The organism is Haloarcula sp. CBA1122 (genome assembly GCF_009741785.1).
Taxonomy (GTDB): Archaea; Halobacteriota; Halobacteria; order Halobacteriales; family Haloarculaceae; genus Haloarcula; species Haloarcula hispanica.
This window is the reverse complement of the sequence record NZ_WPCB01000004.1, coordinates 70971-88509: the sequence shown is the minus strand read 5'-3', so window position 1 is coordinate 88509 and position 17539 is coordinate 70971. Positions and strand designations below refer to the sequence as shown.

Here is a 17539-nt window from a genome sequence, read left to right as displayed (position 1 = left end):
CGCCGCCTCAGTCGGTGACGACCACGTCGACGGCTCGTTCTCGCGGCCCGTCGCAGTCGACGAGCAGCACGGACTGCCACGTCCCCATATCGAGGCCCCCGTCGCGGACGGGAATCGTCTCGCTCGGCCCCACAAACATCGCCCGGACGTGTGCGTCCGCGTTGCCGTCCAGTTCGTCGTGGTCCCACCCGCTGTCCGGGACGAGGTCCCCGAGTGCGTCACTGAGGTCACCGAGCAGCCGCGGCTCGGCCTCGTTGACTGTGATGCCCGCGGTGGTGTGGCGGACGAACACTGTACAGGTCCCCTCGGCGTCTTCGGGAATCACGTCCCGGACTCGGTCGGTGATGTCGACTACCGAGAGCTGGTCGTCAGTCGCGACAGTGAACCGATTCGTTGGCATATCTGCGCCCACGAGCGGACGGAACTCAAGCGTACCGCTACGCTCAGCGTCACAGGTCGGAAAACGCGGCCTCGTTCAAACTCCGCCCTTCAGGCAAGCCACTCGTCCGGCTTGGTGTTGTAGTCGATGTCAGTTGCTGTGAGGTGTTCGACCTCGGACCAGTCGACATCGGTGACAGTCACTTCGTCGCCGTCGTAGCGGATGCGCTTGCCGACCTCTTCTGGTTCGGGTTCGCGGTCGCGGCGCTTGGCGACCTCCACGTCGTGGTCGTCGAACTCCTTGACGATGGTCAGCAGGTTCACCGGTCGGCCCCAGAGTTCGAAGGTGCGCTTGAGCACTTCCTTGGCCTGGCCGATGTCGAGCATGACGCCGTTGTACTGATGAGCGAGCAGCAGTTCGTTGCGGTTCTGGTAGTTACCGTCCTCGACGACGACGGTGGGCTTCCCGAAGTTGGTGAACTGCAGCATGAGCTTCTTCTTGACGTCTTCGTGGTCCGTCGAGGTCACCCGGTAGTCACCCGAAGCGTGGGTGTACTCGTAGGTAAAGTAGTCGTTGTCGTCGACGAACTCCTGGGTGAGGAACTCATCGAGGAAGGTCACGTCGTTGTGGCTCTCGCGGATCTCCCGCATGCGCTCCCACCCGCGGGTGTAATCCACGTCGTCGAGTGCGTCTTCGACGCTGTCGTAGCGCGAATTGTCGAACATGTAGCGGGCGGTCCGCTCCAGTTCCTCCTGCCCAACCCGGGAGACGAAGCCGCGGTACTGGGGCTTGACCAGCGAGTAGTGGCGCTGGGCCAGCCCCTCGTAGGTCAGCACCTTCCAGGGGTACTGCTCCACGTCGAACTCGCCGTCGCGGGCCGCCGCCAGCCCGTCGCTATCGACCCGCGGGTCCTCGGGGTCGAGGTCGTCGAGGTGGTTCGGGACAGCAGTGAGCCACGCCGGCGGTTCGAGGTGGTCCTGTACCATCTTGTAATCGACACTCTCGTCGAAGTTCCGCCAGGTGATGCCCTCGACGCGGAGCAGGCGCTCGATGACCTCGCGGCGGTTCTCCGTGTTCTCGACGTACTCCCAGATCTCCAGGCCGAGGCTGTAAGGGTTCAGCCCGCCCGACCCGAGCACCTTCGACATGTGGTCGGAGTAGAGGATGAACTCGTCGTCGCCGGCGAACTGTTCGCCGGTCATCATCGTGGATTCCCAGTAGGAGTTGTGGTTGACGAACCCCGCGGCAGCGTACCGATGCGTCTCCTCAACGGAGATATCATACACATCTCCGGTGCCGGTTTCGACATCGACAATTTCGTCTGTCCACGATTCAGTTTCGAACCAGGCGAGTTCATCGAGGTACGTCGACAGTTCCGTCGCTTTTGCCTCGTATCCGAACCCGATTTCGTCGGCGAAGGTGTTTGCAGACGCACCGGTGAGATGGACGTGATAGCAGCCGTCCGACTGCTCCCGCCGTCGGCTCAGAACTCCGAAGTTCGTCAGTAGTAGCTGAACCCTTTTCGAGAGATCTTCGCTCTTTGTCGACAGGATCGCACCCTGCTCTCCGGCGTACCCATCGGCGTCGAATAGACCGCGAATGAATTCGGCGACCACCTGTTTCGGCGACCGCAGAATCTGGTCTGGGACCGTTTTTTCAGCAGCAGCGACACCAGTTGGGAGGTCGAATTCCTCAGTGAGCAAGTCACGGAGATTCTTCGAATACGCGTAGACTCGCCACCGTGACTCCTGCCGTTCGACCGTCGCTTCGATACCGAACAGTTCCGAGAGAAGCCCAGCGAACTCTTCCGCATGGGCCTGTTTACCGGATGTAAACCCGATATGGCGGGAATTCGACGGAACGTGTCCGTCTCCGATTAACAAACCGAGGAATCGCCCGAATAACTCATCAACGGTTTCAGGGATGCGGATCGACTCTCTGTTACTCAACCCAGCGTTACCGCCTTCTTCGTAGCCGTCGAGTGCGCGGTCGATAGCCTCAGCCTTTTCGGCGCTACCTGTACGCCGATACCGCATTACGGTCCAGACGGAGACACCCGCCTCATCAGCGACGTCATTCAGCGACGTGTATTCCGAACAGGTCCACTCGATTGGGACGTTCGTCTCGGGCCACGTCCCGTTCCCGCCAGTGACGGCGATTTCATCGCCAGTCTCCAGTTCATCAAGTCTGACCCAGTCTCCATCGGGCTGACGCACACGGTGATTGTTCGATCCGGTCAACTCGAACCCACGACGTGTCTCTATCGTCACGGTATCGTGGTCCGGGATAATGTTAGAGTCGTACACTTCGCGTGCTTGTTCACCATCGGAGACGGTGACATGGTCCGATACCACGTCCTCCATTGGAACTAACCCATCAGCCGTGAAAACCGGCGTCTCAGGGTCTACACAGGCCCAACCCTCGTTCATCACCTTCGTCATTTTCTGCGGCGCAAAGTAGTAGGCCTCCCGTCGGAGCAGTTCCAAGAGTTCCGTCTGCCAATCTTCCATCTCGGTCGCGCGTTCGGCGTCCCCGTCGTACTGCATGCCGTGTTTCCGGAGGAAGCCGAGCACGTCCTTCTCGGGTTCGGCGGGGAACGTGACGTTCTCGTCGTCGTCGCGCTGGGCGTCCAGCCACTCCTCGTCGAACACCTGCCGTTTGACCTCCTCGGAGAGTTCAAGATCATCCAGCTGCTCGGTCACGTCCGCCCCTTCAATGTCCTCGAACTCCTCGGGGACCGTCTCGACCGGGCTGTAGGGAATATGCTGGTCGATGTTGTCCTCCAGACAGAGGACGTGGTCGATGAACCGCTCGACCTCGGCCCGCTCAATGTCGGGGTCTTGCATGTACTCCTGGATGGTGTCGCCGTGGCGGGCGAGCATCCCGGCGGCGTCAGGGCCGCGGCGGCGGTCCTCGCCGGACGCATCGGTCGTCGTCCGGGAGGAGCCGTCGGTGAACATCCGGAACCACTCGTTGTTGGCGAAGAAGTCCGCGTGGGCTTCGACGTGGGTGATGACGGCCTTCTGGTCGGCCAGCGTGTTCGACTCTTGGAGGAACGCGTGGGCCGGGTCGTCGTTGTTGACGATCTCGAAGGCCTTGCCGCCGAGGAACTGGCCCTGTTTCTGCTGGCGGTCGTACTGCATCCCCCAGCGCCAGTGCGGGTAGCGCTGCTGGAACCCGCCGTAGGCGATGAGTTCGTTCATCTCGTCGTAGTCGACGATCCAGTAGTTCACCGGGTACGGTTTCAGCCCGAGCTTTCTGGCGAGATTGCCAGCCTCCTCGACGGGCTCGTCGAGGTCGTCGGCCACGCGCTGTTTCGCGAATCTGTCGTCGTTCATTGGTCCTCCGTACTGAGTATGTCGTAGATGGCGTCCACCACGTCCTCCGGCGAGGAGACGTACGCGACCGCGACGTTGTCGGCGTCGCGGAAGGAGCGTTCGACCTCCTCGGCGTGGGTGGCGTTGATGGCGTTGCCGCTCGGCTGGGTTTCCACGTACGCGTGGAGGTTCGCCGGGATCTGTTCCATCAGCGGGATTACTTTCTCCTCGGTGTCGTTCGAGGAGTTCTCGCTGTCGCCCGCCGCGAACACGTAGCGGTTCCACTCGCTCCAGGGGTACTCCTCTTCGAGCACTTCGGCGGCGAGTTCGTACGCACTGGAGATTCGGGTGCCCCCGCCCGAGCGGATGCCGAAGAACTCCTCGCGCTCGACCTCCCAGGCGTCGGCGTCGTGGGCGATGTAGACGAACTCGGCGTTGTCGTACTTGCCGGTGAGATACCAGTCAAGCGGCGTGAACGTCCGCTCGACCAGTTCCCGCTTCTTCTGGCGCATCGACCCGGAGACGTCCCGGATGTTCACGACGACGACGTTCTTCTCGCGCTCCTCGACGATTTCGGGGTAGCGGTAGCGCTCGTCCTCGCGACGGAACGGGATCTGGTCGACGCCCTCCCGGCGGATGCGCTGTGAGGTCTCAACTTTTTCGACGTTGTCCTCCATCTCCTCGATGGAGTCCCAGACGGCTTTCTCGTCGGCAGGCAGTTCCTCGTAGGCGTCGTCGATCCACGCCTTCGAGACGGGCATGTTCCCCTCGCGGGTCCACTCGTAGACGGTGGCCGGCCCCCAGCCGTCGACTTTGAGCGCCTCGCGGACGTAGTCCTCGTCGAAGTCCATCGCGAGCTTTCGCTTGAGTCCTTTCTTGAACAGCCGCTCGAAGTCCAGCGTCGAGGAGGGGCCGGTCCGGGTGATGTCCGTGAAGTCGCCTTCCTTTTCCTCGATGACTTTCTTGCCCTTCGGTTCGAGGTCGAGCCCCAGTTGTTCGTCGAGTTCTTCGGCGAACTCCTCGGGGTCCATCTCGTAATACTCGTGTTCGCCGCCCTCCTCGCCGGGTTCGCCGTCCTCGTCACCGTCGTCGCCGGGCTGGGGCTGTGGCTGGCCGACCGGGTCGCCCTCTTCGGCGCCTTCCCCCTGACCGACGCCACCCTGATCGCGCTGGTCGTACTCGAACTCAGGGAGGTCGACGATCTTGATCGGGATACGAACGGAGTCGCCCCGAGATTGGCCCAGATCGCCGTACTGGATGAACTCGGCGAGGTCCTGTCGGCGCTCCTCGCCCACGTCGCGGTACCGCTCGAGGTCGTCTTTCAGTCCCATCTGTAACTCACCTGGCTCATAACGTGACGGCTCGTCAGTTCGGCCGACGCCGGCGTGTAGTCGAACATCTCTACCATGTTATCCAGCGTCTTGTCCTTGAGGCGGGCCGTCTCGGTGCCGGACGGGGGGTTGTCCCACAGCCCGGGCTCGAAGTCCGCGTAGGTCCGCTGGATGTCGTCCCAGTCGTAGCTCCCGAGGACGGTGTTGATGACCGGAATCTCCTTGGGGTTGACGTCGCCGACGCGGAACTCCTCGTCGCGGCGCTGCCACGCGTGGCGGTTCAGGGCGGTGATGATTTTGTCGGTGCGGAACTGCTCGACGGCGTGGTCGGGCTCGTTGCCGTCATAGTTCTTCTCGTCGAAGCGGCCCAGGTGTTCGATCTCGAACACCTTCATCTTCAGCGGGTCCGGGTCGACGAGTTCGCCCCGCTCGTTTTCGATCTGGTCGTCGGACTCCCAGGCGTAGACCTGTTCGATGTACTCTTCGACGGTCGCCTCGTCGACGCGCTTGTCCCGCATCATCGCGTCGAGCACGTCCTGTTCCTGCTGGCCGAAGATGTAGTTCTTGACAGTCACAACACGCTCCTCGTACTCGGTAGCCTCACCAGTGGAGAACACGGGGGCATCCACCAGTCCCTCGGCGACGGCGTTGAGCACGTCTCGGGGCATCAGAACGTGTTCGACCGGGAGGTCGGGATGGTGGCGGTCCTGTGGTTCGTGCAGCAGGTCGGCGATGATATCGCGGACGTAGGTGACCGGAATACCGTGGTCGCCGTCCTCGGCGGTGGTCTCCAGATCGTAGTCGTCGATGTCGACGCGCTCGTCGCCCTCCATCAGGTAGCCCCGGTCGAACAGCAGCGCTTTGTCGACGAGGTCCAGCCCGGTCGGGATTTCGGCGCTATCGAGCCGCGAGACGACGGCGTACAGCGCCGCGGACTCGATTGTGTGTGGGGCCAGCTCCTTGTCGGTCGCCGACTCGACTTCGTCCCGAACCGAGATGGTCAGTGGCTCCTGAATCCACGTCTCTAGTTCGTCCCAGGTCTCGGGGTCCCACACCTGCGTCTCGTTGGTCAGCTCCCGCCGCAGGAGCTGGGCTTCGAGCGAGAGGTTCGTCAGGTACGTGAACTCGTGTTTGTCCAACCGGCGTTTCAGCGCCTTCAGCGGGTCCTGACCCTCGCGGTCGGCGTGTTTGTTGAGCTGGGCCTCTAGGTCCGGGTTCGAGATGATGATGAGCTGGGTGTCCACGTCCATCCCGATGCCTTTGTCGAGTTTGACGTGAGACTCGTCGGGCACGTTCAGCAGCTTCTGGAGCAGGTCAGCGTGCTGGGCGGCGTCCTCGACGACGGTCAGCAGGCCGTTGCCCTGGGAGAGGACGCCGTCGTAGCTAAACGCCTGTGGGTTCTTGCGCCCCCGCGAATCCAGTTCGCGGAGCATGCCGTGCATCCACGAGCCGACGAGCCGCTCCTTGGGCGTGCCATCGTCCTCGGAGTGCAGGATGCCGATGCCGTGGCCCACGTCCACGACGAAGTTCTTCACACGGAGGTGAGCGGGCTGGGTGACCGCCGAGAACAGGTCCGTCTCGCCCTGCCGGCGGTACTGTTCTTCGAGGAAGTCGTAGGCCTCCCTCGAGAACGGGTCGAGTTCGCCGTCGACGCGGATCGGGATGTGGTCGTCGAGGCGCTCGTTGACCTCGGCGAGCAGATCGGTGCGGACGTCGTCGGGGAACACCGTCAGCGGGTGGGCCTGGACGGGGCTCTCGTACCAGTCGTCCTCGTCCCCGACGGCCGCGTTCCCGTAGGTCATGCTGGTGGCGTTGCCGCCGGCCCCGGCGACGTTCCACTCGACGGTGTAGCGCCGCCCCTCGGGCGTCTTCGAGTACTCCCGCAGGCCGTTGATGAGACAGCGTTTGAGCTCGGACTTGCCGGTCGCCGTCGGTCCTTCGAGCCAGATGATCTTCTCGTCTTTCCCGCGGCCCGCCGCAATCGAGCGGAGGTCGTCGACGAACGCGTTCAGGACCTCGGTGTTACCGAGGATGGCGTGTTCCCCGTCGTTGTGCGGGTCGTCGAAGAAGCGGTAGCGCTCCTTCTCCTCGCCCTCCTCGATGACGATCCGTGTTCCGGCGTCCTCGATTGCATCGAGCAGGTACTTCGAAGCGTGGGCTGCGACCTGGGGCGTTTCGAGGACGGTGTCGACGTACTCCGCGAGGCTCATCGGGGCCTCGTAGGCGGCGTCGAGTGACTCGTCCGCGCGGTCGATGTACTCCTCGCCGGTCATTACTCTTCCATCTCGCTTTTGGCGACCTCCGCGCCGGCGAACTCGAGGACTTCCTTGGCGCCCTCCTCGGAGTAGCCCTGTTCGATGAGGGCGTCGATCCACTGGTTGCGCTCCTCGTCGTCCATCTCCGAGCTGGAGACCAGCGCGGAGAAGTTGATGTTGTGTTTCTTGTCTTCCCAGAGCTTGCGTTCGAGGGCACGGCGCAGGCGGTCGTTGTCCTGTGGGTTGAACGTATCACCCTCGCGGGCACGCCGGGACACCCAGTTGGACACTTCCTGCCGGAAGTCGTCCTTGCGGTCCTCGGGGAGGTTGAGCTTCTCCTCGACGGAGCGCAGGAACTGTTCGTCCGGCTCCTGCTCGCGGCCGGTGAGTTCGTCTTCGACGGTCGCGTCGTCGATGTAAGCCATGACGTGGTCCATGTACTTCTCGCCCTGGCGCTGGATCTCGTCCATGTCGTAGGCCAGCGCGTGGCGCACGTCCTCGATGGCCCGCTCCTTGTACTCCTCGCGGACGAGTTCGAGGAAGCGGTAGTACTTGCTGAACGACTCCTCGTCGATAGAGCCGTGGTTCTCGAGGTTGCCCTCGAGGTGGTTGAACGTCGTCAGCGGCGAGAGGAAGTCCCGGCTGCGGTGCATCGAATCCATGATGGCCTCGGCGATCTCGTCGCCGATGAACCGCGGGGAGACGCCGTCCATCCCCTCGCCGATGTCGGCCATTTTCTCGGCCTCCTCGCGGAGCTTCTTCACGTCGACGTCGTCGGCCTCGTCGATTTCGCCGTTGTAGGCTTTCGCCTTCTGGACGAGGTCTATCGATTCGTTGTCCGGCTCCTCGATGCGGGTGAGGACGCCGAACAGGCCCGCCATCTCCAACGTGTGGGGCTCGACCTGAATATCCGGTAGGTCGGCGTTGCGCAGCATCTTCTGGTAGATGTTGGCTTCGGCCTCGTACTGGAGAACGTACGGGAAGTCGATGCGCTTGGTCCGGTCGTTGAACGCCTCCATCTTCTCGTCGCCCTTCTTGTCCCGGTACTCGGGCATGTTCGTCCGGCCGACGATGACCTGGTCGATGTCGATGCGGGGGTTGTTCTTGGGCTTGATTGTCTGTTCTTGACTGGCATGGAGGAAGTCATAGAGGAACTCCCGCTGGAGCTTCAGCAGCTCCTCGCCAGAGAAGATTCCGCGGTTGGCGTTACAGAACGCCCCGGAGTAGTCGAACGCTCGGGGGTCGCTCTCGCCGTAGATGGCGATCTTCGAGTAGTTGACGTCGCCGGTGAGTTCGGTCTCGTCCTGGTTCTTCTTGTCCTTGGGTTCGAACGTCTCGATCCCGCGGCGCTGGTTCTCGTCGGCGACGAAGCGGATGATCTCGATATGGTTCTCCAGAACGGACTGGAGGTCGTCGTCGTATTCGGCCAGCAGCCGATCCATGTAGAACTCCGAGGCGGGGTCCAGCGACTGCTCGTTCCGGATAGTGTAGGGGGCATCGAGTTCCGCGTTGATGTCCTCGATGACCTTGTCCCGCTGCTCCTGTGGGAGGAGCACGAGCGGGTCCTGGTTCATCGGCGACCGGACCACGTCGTCGGCGGGGTCCTGGTCGTGGATGACATCACAGAGGTTCGTCCAGCGGAAGGTGTACATCCGCCCGTCGTCCCGGCTGGTGTAATCCTCGAAGTAGCGCCGGACCTGCCGGTCGAAGTCGGACTTGCCCGACCCGACCGGCCCCAGGAGGAGTTTGATGCGCTTCTCGGGGCCGAGTCCGCGAGCGCCGGATTTGACCTTGTTGACGAACTCGTGGATCGCCTCGTGGATGACCCGCCCGTAGAAGGTGTTCTCGCCGTCGTTGAGCGGATCTTCGCTCGCCAGTTCGTACTCGACCACGCCGGCCTCCTCGTCGTAGGTCTTGCCGTAGTAGTCGAACATGTCCGCCACGCGCTGGTGGGCGTTGCGGGCTACCTTCGGTTCGTCGTACAACTGTTGTAGATACCAGTCGAACGTGTTCGTCTTCCGGAGGTCCGCCGGTATCGTGTCACGGTACTCCTTGCTCAGCGCTTCGAGTGTCTCTTTGTTCTTGCTCATGCTATCTCAGTAGTTCGTCGTGGCTGCAGGCGACCGCCGACTGTTGCGGGACGGTCCCGGGGCTGTGTGGCTACTCGTCGTCGGTGCTGTCCGCTGCAGATGTGACCGCGTACAGCCGCCGAATCACCCTTCGCTGCAGGGTGACGCGTGTGCCCTTCCATGGCTGACCTGCCGGGCGGAACACGGGGACTGCTCCGACCTGCTGTGGTAACGGGAGACAGTGTGGAACTGTTTCCGATACTATTTACCGTACGAACTCTGTTCGTATAAGAACTTTGCCCTCTTGTGGGTATACCGCCGATAAATTCCGACGCCGTGATAGGCCGAACACGGGGATGGTGGGCCATATGTATGTTAGCGTGCATCATTGGTTTCGAGTTGGATTTATATACTGTGTCGGTTGTCAACTGTTCTCTTCGGTGTGTCGGCCAGTGTTTAGCGCTGGATTGATGTGAATCTGTTGCTGGTTTGATTGGCGACTGGGAACGGCCCACACGATATTGTGGCTTGACGTATCGACGTTGCCGCCGTCAGCACGAGTGTCGGTATCCGGGCCCGGCGGATTTCGGGACGGACCAGCGGATTCTTGCCGGTCCACGCCAATTCGACGGTATGGACCTGTCGGCCCTTCCCGAAGACTGGACGGTGTGGAACGAGACCGACGACAAGCTCATCCTCGCGTACCGCCCGGACATCTTCGACTCCGAGCAGTTTCCAGCGCCGTGTCTCCCGACGATCTATCTCACGCGCGGGAAACGAACCCGACGCCCCGGCGCTGACCGGACCGGGGAGCGCTGGTACGTCACCTTCTATCTGGAGCCCGAAGTCGAGCGCGACGCCGACTCCTACGAACGCCGCGACACTGCCGTCGAGGGTGCCGTGGAGCTGGCGACCCGGTTCGCCGACGGCGAGCTGGACTACCGCTCGCTGTATCAGGTCCCTCGCGAGGCGTATCTGGACAAACTGGACGAGCTGACCGGGCGGTCATGACGCTTTACCGTGGCGACACTCTATAACCCAGTATGACTACTGTCACGCTCGTCGGGACGCGCCTCGCCGAGGCCGGCGAGGAGTTCGTCTACCGCGGCGAAGCCAGCGGCTGTGAGGGCTGTCCCTACCGCGACCAATGCCTCAATTTGACGACGGGGAACCGCTACCGAATTACCAGCGTCAGACAGAGCGGCCAGACGCTAGACTGTGCTATGCATCAAGACGGCGTGCGGGCCGTCGAAGTCGAGCCTGCGCCGATTCAGGCGAACGTGCCCTCGAAGGGCGCGTATGCTGGAAGCAAGGCCTCGCTGATGGGCCCCTGTCCACACACCGAGTGTCCGAGCCATCCCTACTGTGAGCCCGCCGGTGCTGACTTCGACGAGGAGTACCGGATTGACGAGATTATCGGCGATCCGCCCCACGACTACTGTATGCTAGATCGTGACTTGACGTTGGTTGAGTTGGAAGCGCCCGGAGAATAGTTGAATACACTCTTTGGTATCTGTGTGTTAGCTTATTGATCCCCGGGTCAAGGAATTACACACGAGGTTCTTCCTCGCGACCGACGGTAAGGGCGACATGCTCAGCCCGGAATGATAGACAAGATGGAGCGATTGCGGTAGCGCCACAGGCGATCACGATGCAGTCGGATCGACACAAGCGGCTGAACGAGGGCTTCCGTGATATCGGGATGCTCAAAGCCAACTTGGAATTCCCCGACCACGCCACCACGGACGCGGCGCACTATCTGGAAGCGGCCAAAGACACGCGGTTGCCGGGCGGATGGCCTGGGAGTCGCTGGCGGCTGGTGCAGTGCAGTTAGCAGGGCGTGCAGGCAGCGTGGAGCGAACGCTGGCCCAATAGTTCGAAAAGATAAGTCGTGAGCGAGTGTGTGCAGCTACACGGAAGACCCGGTTGCAGACGCCCGTGGACGCACCGGTAGTTCGCGCTCGGGCGGTAGACTGGGTCGTGGCGGGCCTCGATGGGGCCGGCATTGACGTGGAAACAGGGATCGAACTGGTACGTGTCGGCGAGCGGTTGCTAGACGTGGCCGATTCAGTCCCGATCGGTTCGGACACGGCACGAGTGACCGTGGCCGGGGCAGTGGTTTATGCGGCGGATCGGTTCAAGTCGGGGAGAGCAGTGACTCAAGCGGACGTAGTTGCGGCGGTGAGTGAGACTGTGCCGACTTCGAAATACAAGATCGCGCGCCACTCCCAAGCGGTGTACGAGGCGGGTAAAACCCATCTCACGCCGACTGACCCGGTCGCCGAGCTGGTAGCGAGCGACTAGCGCGCCCCTTCTCCGTTCGTTTCGACCACAGCCCCGCGGCCCCACCTCCCAGCCCTCCGCTTCGTGCTCGCTTCGCTGCGCGCGCAGCTACAACCTCCCCCTTGCTTTTGTCATGTTAAGCAAATCATAGCTGACAGCTTCCTGTCGCGATATTCGGTGTCCAAGGCTTCCCTGTTGTGAATCCGCCGGTCCCGTGCTTGATGAGAGGTATCGGATACTAGAGAGCCCGGACGATGTTTTACAGAGTGGTTCCCTTAAAAAGGCCTGGAGAGGAACTTGAATACCTTTACCGGTAAATTCATTAAACATATATACTCCATGAAGAGGATGTTATGTCAAATTCATAGGATTATCTGGTTGTAGAGATTCGCGTATTTTTTCCCTATTTTTCCTGGGGTATATTTCTCCACTTCACGTTTTCCAGATTTCGCCATTGACTCCCTCATACATTGATTTTCTAGTACCTCCTGTAGAGTCTCTGCTAATGCCTGCGCATCGAACGGATCATAGAATTTTGCCACATCTTTGAGAATATGTGATGAACTAGGGTTCTCAGAGGCAACGATTGGCGTTCCAGACGCCATTGCCTCTAACCAGGTCCGAGAAAAGGGCTCTGTGTACTTTGAGGCGTGAATGAGTAATCCTGCGTTAGCATAAATTTCTGGTAATTCACTATATGGACTATAATTTATACTTACTTGTGTGAGATCTTTCTTGGATATTAAATTCTCAATTTTAGGTTCGAGCTCCCCTTTTCCATAGATTCTAAGCTCCCAGTTATCTTTTATTTTTCTTGGAAGAGAATCATACGCTCGTATAACTTCAAGCGGTCCCTTGTGATCGTACAGTTGGCCAACGAATAGAATATAGTGTTCGCTACTTCTCTCAGTAGTTCTGAATCGGTCATCTAAGATATTTGGAATTACGTCTATTTTTTCTGGGTCATACCCAGAACGACTCATCACTTTTTTCATTCCCTCTGTCTGCACGGTGTATCGATCAAGACGCCTAGCTATTGTTTTCCCGACATACTCTATTACACTACGGATTGGCGCCTGAATTCCAGTGTATCCATTAGTTTGAGCGTGTCGGTAGATTGTCGGCAAGTCATACTGGGGTAAACCTTCTCGGAGATGTTGCTCAGCATCTGGCGATATCCATGTGTGATTATTCATAGTGGAAATAACTGGAGTTGAACTCTTCAGTATCACTCCTGGCAAATGTCTTACATTATAGACATGAAGTAAATCATATTCATCTGGAGACGGTAGGTGACGAAGTACACTAATATTCTCTCCGATAGTTTTTGGACCAGGATAGCGCGACTCGTCCGGTAGCTGGCAGATCCCGTCTTGTTGTGTAACTGAATATTCTTCGCCAACGATGGCGTATACATCAATGTCAACCCCTTCATTTCGGATACTGTCAACTATTAATTTACTACTGATTCCTGCACCCCCTGGGTTATTTGGTGGGAATTCAGATGTTATAAAGCCGACTTTCATAGCTGAACTGAATACCGCCACCCATTATTATCTTGTCATCAAGTGAATACGTAACAAATCCCCTGAAGCGGTACTGATTGTCAACTCATATCAGAGCTTGGTCTCGATCCACCAATCTTCCCAATTCTCATTTTGCCCCTGAATTGTCTGGATATATCGCATCTTGGCATCAACTACAGGGTAGAAAACACCAGACATAACTGCGAAAAATAACCCTTGCCACCCGTCAAGTATTGCCTTCTCGTATACATATCGATACCAAAATGCGGCAATGCCTTTTAAATAGTATCTCGGAATTGATGGTGTGTATCCTGCTCTCCATTCATCAAGTGCATCAGCTGCTGTATACCTCTCCCACTTTTCTAAATACTCATCGATATCGTCGTAGGCATAATGATGAATAGGGTTGCGAAGTTCACCTGTGGAAAACCCATCTCTGACCTTCCACTCCTCTCCTACTAAAGAGTCATCCCAACTAAGCGCTTGCTTTCGAGCAAGAATCGGCCGCGGCTTGTGTGTGGCGTGCATCCATTGTCCCCACATACGGTTTTGCTTTTCTGCCCTATATGCATCTTCTGAAGGTCTATGAAGGGCGTTTTGAATCTCCCGAGCTAGATCTTCCCTGACTTCTTCATCTGCATCAACAAAGAGAACCCATTCGTTTGATGACTTCTCTGCTGCAGTCCGAAACATATCTGCGAACCCTTCAAATTCATAGTTATAGATAGCCGTCTTTTCATATTCCTTGACGATATCTCTTGTTCCATCAGATGAATGACTGTCTAATACGACTATTTCATCAGCTATCGAATTAATGCTGTTGAGTGCCCTCCTTATTGTATCCGAATTATTATATGTGGCAATACAAACGGAGAGTGGGCGCATGTATTATACATTACTGGATTATACCTAAATATATGTTGGTGTTGAAACATTCGGCTGCTCCAGTCACATCTATAGGTTAAAATACTACAATATTATTCACAAATATATTGTATAAAAGAAGCCCGTAGTGTTCCAAATATTAATTCAGTTGATGCTAGTGACTTAGAGTAAGGGTTTTATCATTGATAGGCCAACCAAAGAACAATTAGTCAAAGTGGGATTCTGAATTGTGAAAAGACATAGACAAGCATCAAAGTTTGCACTTATTCTCACACTCCTCGGTGCATCAGCTACAGTCCTCTTGTTCCCTATAAGATACTATATCTCAATAATTAGTTTCTCTCTCCTTTTGTTGGTGGCCGCGTATTTCCTTCACCGAAATCCGAAGGCCTCACTAGCAGTTTTCTTGTTGGGTCTTGTTATGATCCGTGTTTATGTCTATCTTTCAACTCCATCCATGATTGGAATGGATCCAGATAAGATTGCTGTTGGCGTTGAGCGAATCATTCAATCTGGATCAACCGAAGCCATCGGTAATCTGGCCTTCTATGAGGTTGCAGCAAATTTCCATGTCCTTGCCGGAGTCGCTGGAATACTTATGAACACTGGAGGCCGAGAGGCCCTAATTATTTCTCCAATTCTACTGACAATTGTCCCTTCAATTGCGGCAACAGCAATCGCTCGCCGATTTCAGTATAGCGGGCTCATCGCGGGAATCATTACGGCAACTGCATCAGCGCTTGGAGCGTGGAGTATCCAACCTATTCCACAGGGACTGGCCGTCCCAGTTGTTGCTATTTTCCTTTTAGCTAGTATCGTCTATATTCAAGAGGACTTCTTCAACAAAGGGTCTAGTAAAATTCTGATGACGTTGAAGTTACTCATTCTACTAGCTGCACTTACCTTCACTCATAAACTTTCTCTTGGATTCATTGCCCCGATCTTTGTTTTCGCAACACTATTTTCAAGAGGAAATCGGTTACTCGGGAGTTTTGTTATAATTCTATCTTGTCTGGCCACTCTTCAATGGTTTTTCCTGACAAATTTTGGATGGGGGTTGTTCAATGTGATACTCCTCCCGTCTATTATTGGAGCGTCATTTACCACAGGAGCCGTTGATCTTTCAGCAGCATCGCCAGTCTTAGGAGGGTTGTGGGGATCGATTCTGACGAATTTACACTGGTTAACTCTTGGTGCTGTGGCTGGAGTCGGCTGGACATTTTTCAGTCACAGACAGTACAAAACTCGCGATCCATCAACCCAGTTACTGATTGCCACTGGGATGATAAGCGCCGTTCTCGTTGCTGTAGCGGTCTTCGGGCCTGGTATTCCGTATACGCGAGTTATCCTATTAGCGGTCGTCCCGTTTGCTATATTCTCGGAAGTCGGAGTTGACCGCCTCCCGCACGTGGGTACAGTCGTTATTGTTGGACTCCTTATTTTAGTTCAATTGACCGCACCAATTGCGTCCCCGGACCATCCCGGTCAATTCAGGCAGTATCTCACCGAGGAAGAGCAACACGCAAAGGGAACTATCGATGGAGTAACGAGTCATGTTTCAACAGATATCTATTACGCGCGCGAACTACACGAGATATCGGCCGAAAGAACCTACCAAACAGGGGAGGAACATTCACTGCAAGAAGGATGGACACCGATTGGAGCATCCCTATTCAACGGTAATATATCCAACGTAAAGGGCGATATCGTGCTTAGAGATATCAACCGCTATCGGATGAGTGGAACACAAGTACTTGATTATAGACCCCTCATCGAACTAAGACATCGGTCGATTGTCTATTCGTCCGGAAATGTTCGGTTGATCTCAGAAAAAAATTATAGCCAGCAAAATGCAGAAGCGCAGTGAATGCGTCCCCAATCCGAATTATAGCTTTCCCTAGACGATATGAATGGTTTTGTACGCACGACACTACAGTAATCGAACCTTGATTATTTGTGTTAGCCCTGGGCTGAAATCCTACTCATTCTCAATACAACATCAGTGCTCACATCTTATACCCAAGATCTTCCAGCTGTTCTTCCATCTCTCGTGAAAATTCGCCTTCAAGTTTAGGAAGGCTCTCAGGTGCGGTTAAGTAACTCTCTGCTGTTGCTGACAGGTCACTCACGTTAGAAATGTCTGCCGGATTCCGTTCCCCCTGGTCGGTAATATAGTGGTATGCTTGTTCATTGTCACCGAACGGGTACCAGAAATCCTGAGGAGGCGAGACATTGTGACGAATATATTTCCAAGAGTCGTCTCGAATTGCTATTGTGTGCCCATTTTCATCTACCGTATCAGAGATTACTGGTACCTCCGCGGGTTCATCTGCTAAGAAACTATTATTCCCACTCTCAGAGGGGAAATTTCCGGGTGGTTCGGAGATGAGTTCAGCGAGAAGTTCATGTATCCATGCTAGTGAGAATGGGCTTTGAATCCTCTGTGACGGCACATCTGGAACTCGTACTAGCATTGGAACGTGGAGCAGTTCGTCATAATGGTGATGTCTTGGGTGCCCATACATCTCTTTTCTATCAAAGAGCGCCTCTCCATGGTCGGCTGTAATAAGAAGAACGGTTTCATCCCAAATTCCAGCGGATTTAAGCTTGCTTACGAACTCCCATATCTGCTGGTCAACATATCTCAACCCATGATCGTATAATTGACGGTACCTGTCTGAATCAACACCCACTACTCGATCCGCATCGGCAAGTAGGTTCTTATAGACTGGTGTATCACCAACATCTGGATGTATAGGGGCGTGTAAATCCATAAGATGTGTCCACCCAAACACCGGCTTGACCGCATCTTTGAGTCCATCAGCGAATTCCTGAAGAACGTATTCAGCGCGGTGCGCCGGCCATTCATTTCGCGTCTGTAGCAGTCGGTGGGCTACATATGGAATCGTATATGGTGTTAATAATGAATCATACTTTCTCATCCGGGTCTTTATTTCATGGGCATAGTCGGCCACGGAGAACCCTGAGCTATCATCTTCTGTCTTCGCCTTCGGATCTTTTCCATCTATCTGCAAATTTCGGAACGAATCGAATCCTAGATCAAAATTTCGGCTTTCAGTCATATGTGGATTTGATAGGACAGCGAGCGTCTCATACCCATGTTTGTTCAGATAAGATGCGATTGTTTCACTGTTCTCAGGGATGGCTTTCCACGCACGGGAATTAAAGTAACAGCCATTGAACGAATGCTGTCCAGCGAAAATACCAGGGGCTGACTCTGTGGTATAAGGACCTGTGGCAAACGCGTTATCAAAGATGATTGATTCTCTAGCTAACTTATCCAAAAACGGAGTAGTGTTTCGATGATGTCCATTAAATCCACACCGATCATATCTGAAGCAATCTATTGTGAGCAGTATAATGTTTGTCATATACGTTATAAGCAATAGCGAACGTATTAAACCTTTTATTAGATAAATGGTCTAAGACAGCGGTTGTGGGGGTGTCAAACCTGGACTTCAACAGCTAAATCC

Annotated in this window: 13 protein-coding genes; 5 read left to right on the top strand and 8 right to left on the bottom strand. The window is 56.2% G+C overall.

Annotation, left to right across the window (positions count from 1 at the left end):
- Window positions 1–7: 7 nt before the first annotated feature.
- The 5 genes from GJ630_RS02645 to GJ630_RS02625 form a co-directional block, all read right to left on the bottom strand.
- Entirely contained in the window at window positions 8–400 is a 393-nt protein-coding gene (locus tag GJ630_RS02645) for a secondary thiamine-phosphate synthase enzyme YjbQ (RefSeq protein WP_014040498.1), read from the bottom strand.
- 89 nt (window positions 401–489) lie between these two features.
- Window positions 490–3717, bottom strand: a complete 3228-nt coding sequence (locus tag GJ630_RS02640) for a SpoVR family protein (protein ID WP_050038142.1) — start codon at window positions 3715–3717, stop codon at window positions 490–492.
- The gene (locus GJ630_RS02635) at window positions 3714–5027 is read right to left on the bottom strand and encodes a YeaH/YhbH family protein (RefSeq protein WP_146418111.1); all 1314 of its coding nucleotides are present in this window, start codon (window positions 5025–5027) and stop codon (window positions 3714–3716) included. Before GJ630_RS02635 ends, GJ630_RS02640 begins: the two co-directional genes overlap by 4 nt.
- A complete protein-coding gene (locus tag GJ630_RS02630; protein WP_191449344.1) occupies window positions 5018–7300 on the bottom strand; it encodes a PrkA family serine protein kinase in 2283 nt (760 codons plus the stop codon). Before GJ630_RS02630 ends, GJ630_RS02635 begins: the two co-directional genes overlap by 10 nt.
- Entirely contained in the window at window positions 7300–9372 is a 2073-nt protein-coding gene (locus GJ630_RS02625; protein WP_014040494.1) for a PrkA family serine protein kinase, read from the bottom strand. Before GJ630_RS02625 ends, GJ630_RS02630 begins: the two co-directional genes overlap by 1 nt.
- Before the next feature lie 612 nt (window positions 9373–9984).
- On the opposite strand from GJ630_RS02625, the gene GJ630_RS02620 reads away from it, so the two are divergent.
- From GJ630_RS02620 to GJ630_RS02605, 4 genes are all read left to right on the top strand, one after another.
- On the top strand, window positions 9985–10362 hold the full coding sequence (locus tag GJ630_RS02620; RefSeq protein WP_064288155.1) for a DUF5820 family protein: 378 nt from the start codon (window positions 9985–9987) through the stop codon (window positions 10360–10362).
- 32 nt (window positions 10363–10394) lie between these two features.
- On the top strand, window positions 10395–10844 hold the full coding sequence (locus tag GJ630_RS02615; RefSeq protein WP_191449343.1) for a UPF0179 family protein: 450 nt from the start codon (window positions 10395–10397) through the stop codon (window positions 10842–10844).
- A 158-nt stretch (window positions 10845–11002) separates the two neighbouring features.
- Complete coding sequence (locus tag GJ630_RS02610) at window positions 11003–11185, top strand: hypothetical protein (protein ID WP_050007816.1); 183 nt, start codon at window positions 11003–11005, stop codon at window positions 11183–11185.
- Between the two features lie 104 nt (window positions 11186–11289).
- Window positions 11290–11655 (top strand): hypothetical protein, encoded by a 366-nt coding sequence (locus GJ630_RS02605; RefSeq protein WP_146418114.1) that lies wholly within the window; start codon window positions 11290–11292, stop codon window positions 11653–11655.
- A gap of 341 nt (window positions 11656–11996) precedes the next feature.
- Here GJ630_RS02605 and GJ630_RS02600 read toward each other — a convergent pair whose 3' ends face one another.
- Together GJ630_RS02600 and GJ630_RS02595 are read right to left on the bottom strand one after the other, a co-directional pair.
- Window positions 11997–13160 carry a glycosyltransferase family 4 protein gene (locus GJ630_RS02600; RefSeq protein WP_146418115.1) on the bottom strand — a complete coding sequence of 388 codons (1164 nt, stop codon included), beginning with the start codon at window positions 13158–13160 and terminating at the stop codon, window positions 11997–11999.
- A gap of 90 nt (window positions 13161–13250) precedes the next feature.
- Entirely contained in the window at window positions 13251–14045 is a 795-nt protein-coding gene (locus GJ630_RS02595; RefSeq protein WP_146418116.1) for a glycosyltransferase family 2 protein, read from the bottom strand.
- Window positions 14046–14274: 229 nt separating this feature from the next.
- On the opposite strand from GJ630_RS02595, the gene GJ630_RS02590 reads away from it, so the two are divergent.
- Window positions 14275–15912 (top strand): hypothetical protein, encoded by a 1638-nt coding sequence (locus tag GJ630_RS02590; protein ID WP_146418117.1) that lies wholly within the window; start codon window positions 14275–14277, stop codon window positions 15910–15912.
- A gap of 139 nt (window positions 15913–16051) precedes the next feature.
- On the opposite strand, the gene GJ630_RS02585 is transcribed toward GJ630_RS02590, so the two are convergent.
- Complete coding sequence (locus tag GJ630_RS02585; protein WP_191449341.1) at window positions 16052–17437, bottom strand: sulfatase-like hydrolase/transferase; 1386 nt, start codon at window positions 17435–17437, stop codon at window positions 16052–16054.
- Between the last annotated feature and the right edge of the window lie 102 nt (window positions 17438–17539).

Bases quoted from the DNA above. Each gene is read 5' to 3' on its own strand.
- GJ630_RS02645 (WP_014040498.1), bottom strand. From the start codon at position 400: ATGCCAACGAATCGGTTCACTGTCGCGACTGACGACCAGCTCTCGGTA.
- GJ630_RS02640 (WP_050038142.1), bottom strand. From the start codon at position 3,717: ATGAACGACGACAGATTCGCGAAACAGCGCGTGGCCGACGACCTCGAC.
- GJ630_RS02635 (WP_146418111.1), bottom strand. From the start codon at position 5,027: ATGGGACTGAAAGACGACCTCGAGCGGTACCGCGACGTGGGCGAGGAG.
- GJ630_RS02630 (WP_191449344.1), bottom strand. From the start codon at position 7,300: ATGACCGGCGAGGAGTACATCGACCGCGCGGACGAGTCACTCGACGCC.
- GJ630_RS02625 (WP_014040494.1), bottom strand. From the start codon at position 9,372: ATGAGCAAGAACAAAGAGACACTCGAAGCGCTGAGCAAGGAGTACCGT.
- GJ630_RS02620 (WP_064288155.1), top strand. From the start codon at position 9,985: ATGGACCTGTCGGCCCTTCCCGAAGACTGGACGGTGTGGAACGAGACC.
- GJ630_RS02615 (WP_191449343.1), top strand. From the start codon at position 10,395: ATGACTACTGTCACGCTCGTCGGGACGCGCCTCGCCGAGGCCGGCGAG.
- GJ630_RS02610 (WP_050007816.1), top strand. From the start codon at position 11,003: ATGCAGTCGGATCGACACAAGCGGCTGAACGAGGGCTTCCGTGATATC.
- GJ630_RS02600 (WP_146418115.1), bottom strand. From the start codon at position 13,160: ATGAAAGTCGGCTTTATAACATCTGAATTCCCACCAAATAACCCAGGG.
- GJ630_RS02595 (WP_146418116.1), bottom strand. From the start codon at position 14,045: ATGCGCCCACTCTCCGTTTGTATTGCCACATATAATAATTCGGATACA.
- GJ630_RS02585 (WP_191449341.1), bottom strand. From the start codon at position 17,437: ATGACAAACATTATACTGCTCACAATAGATTGCTTCAGATATGATCGG.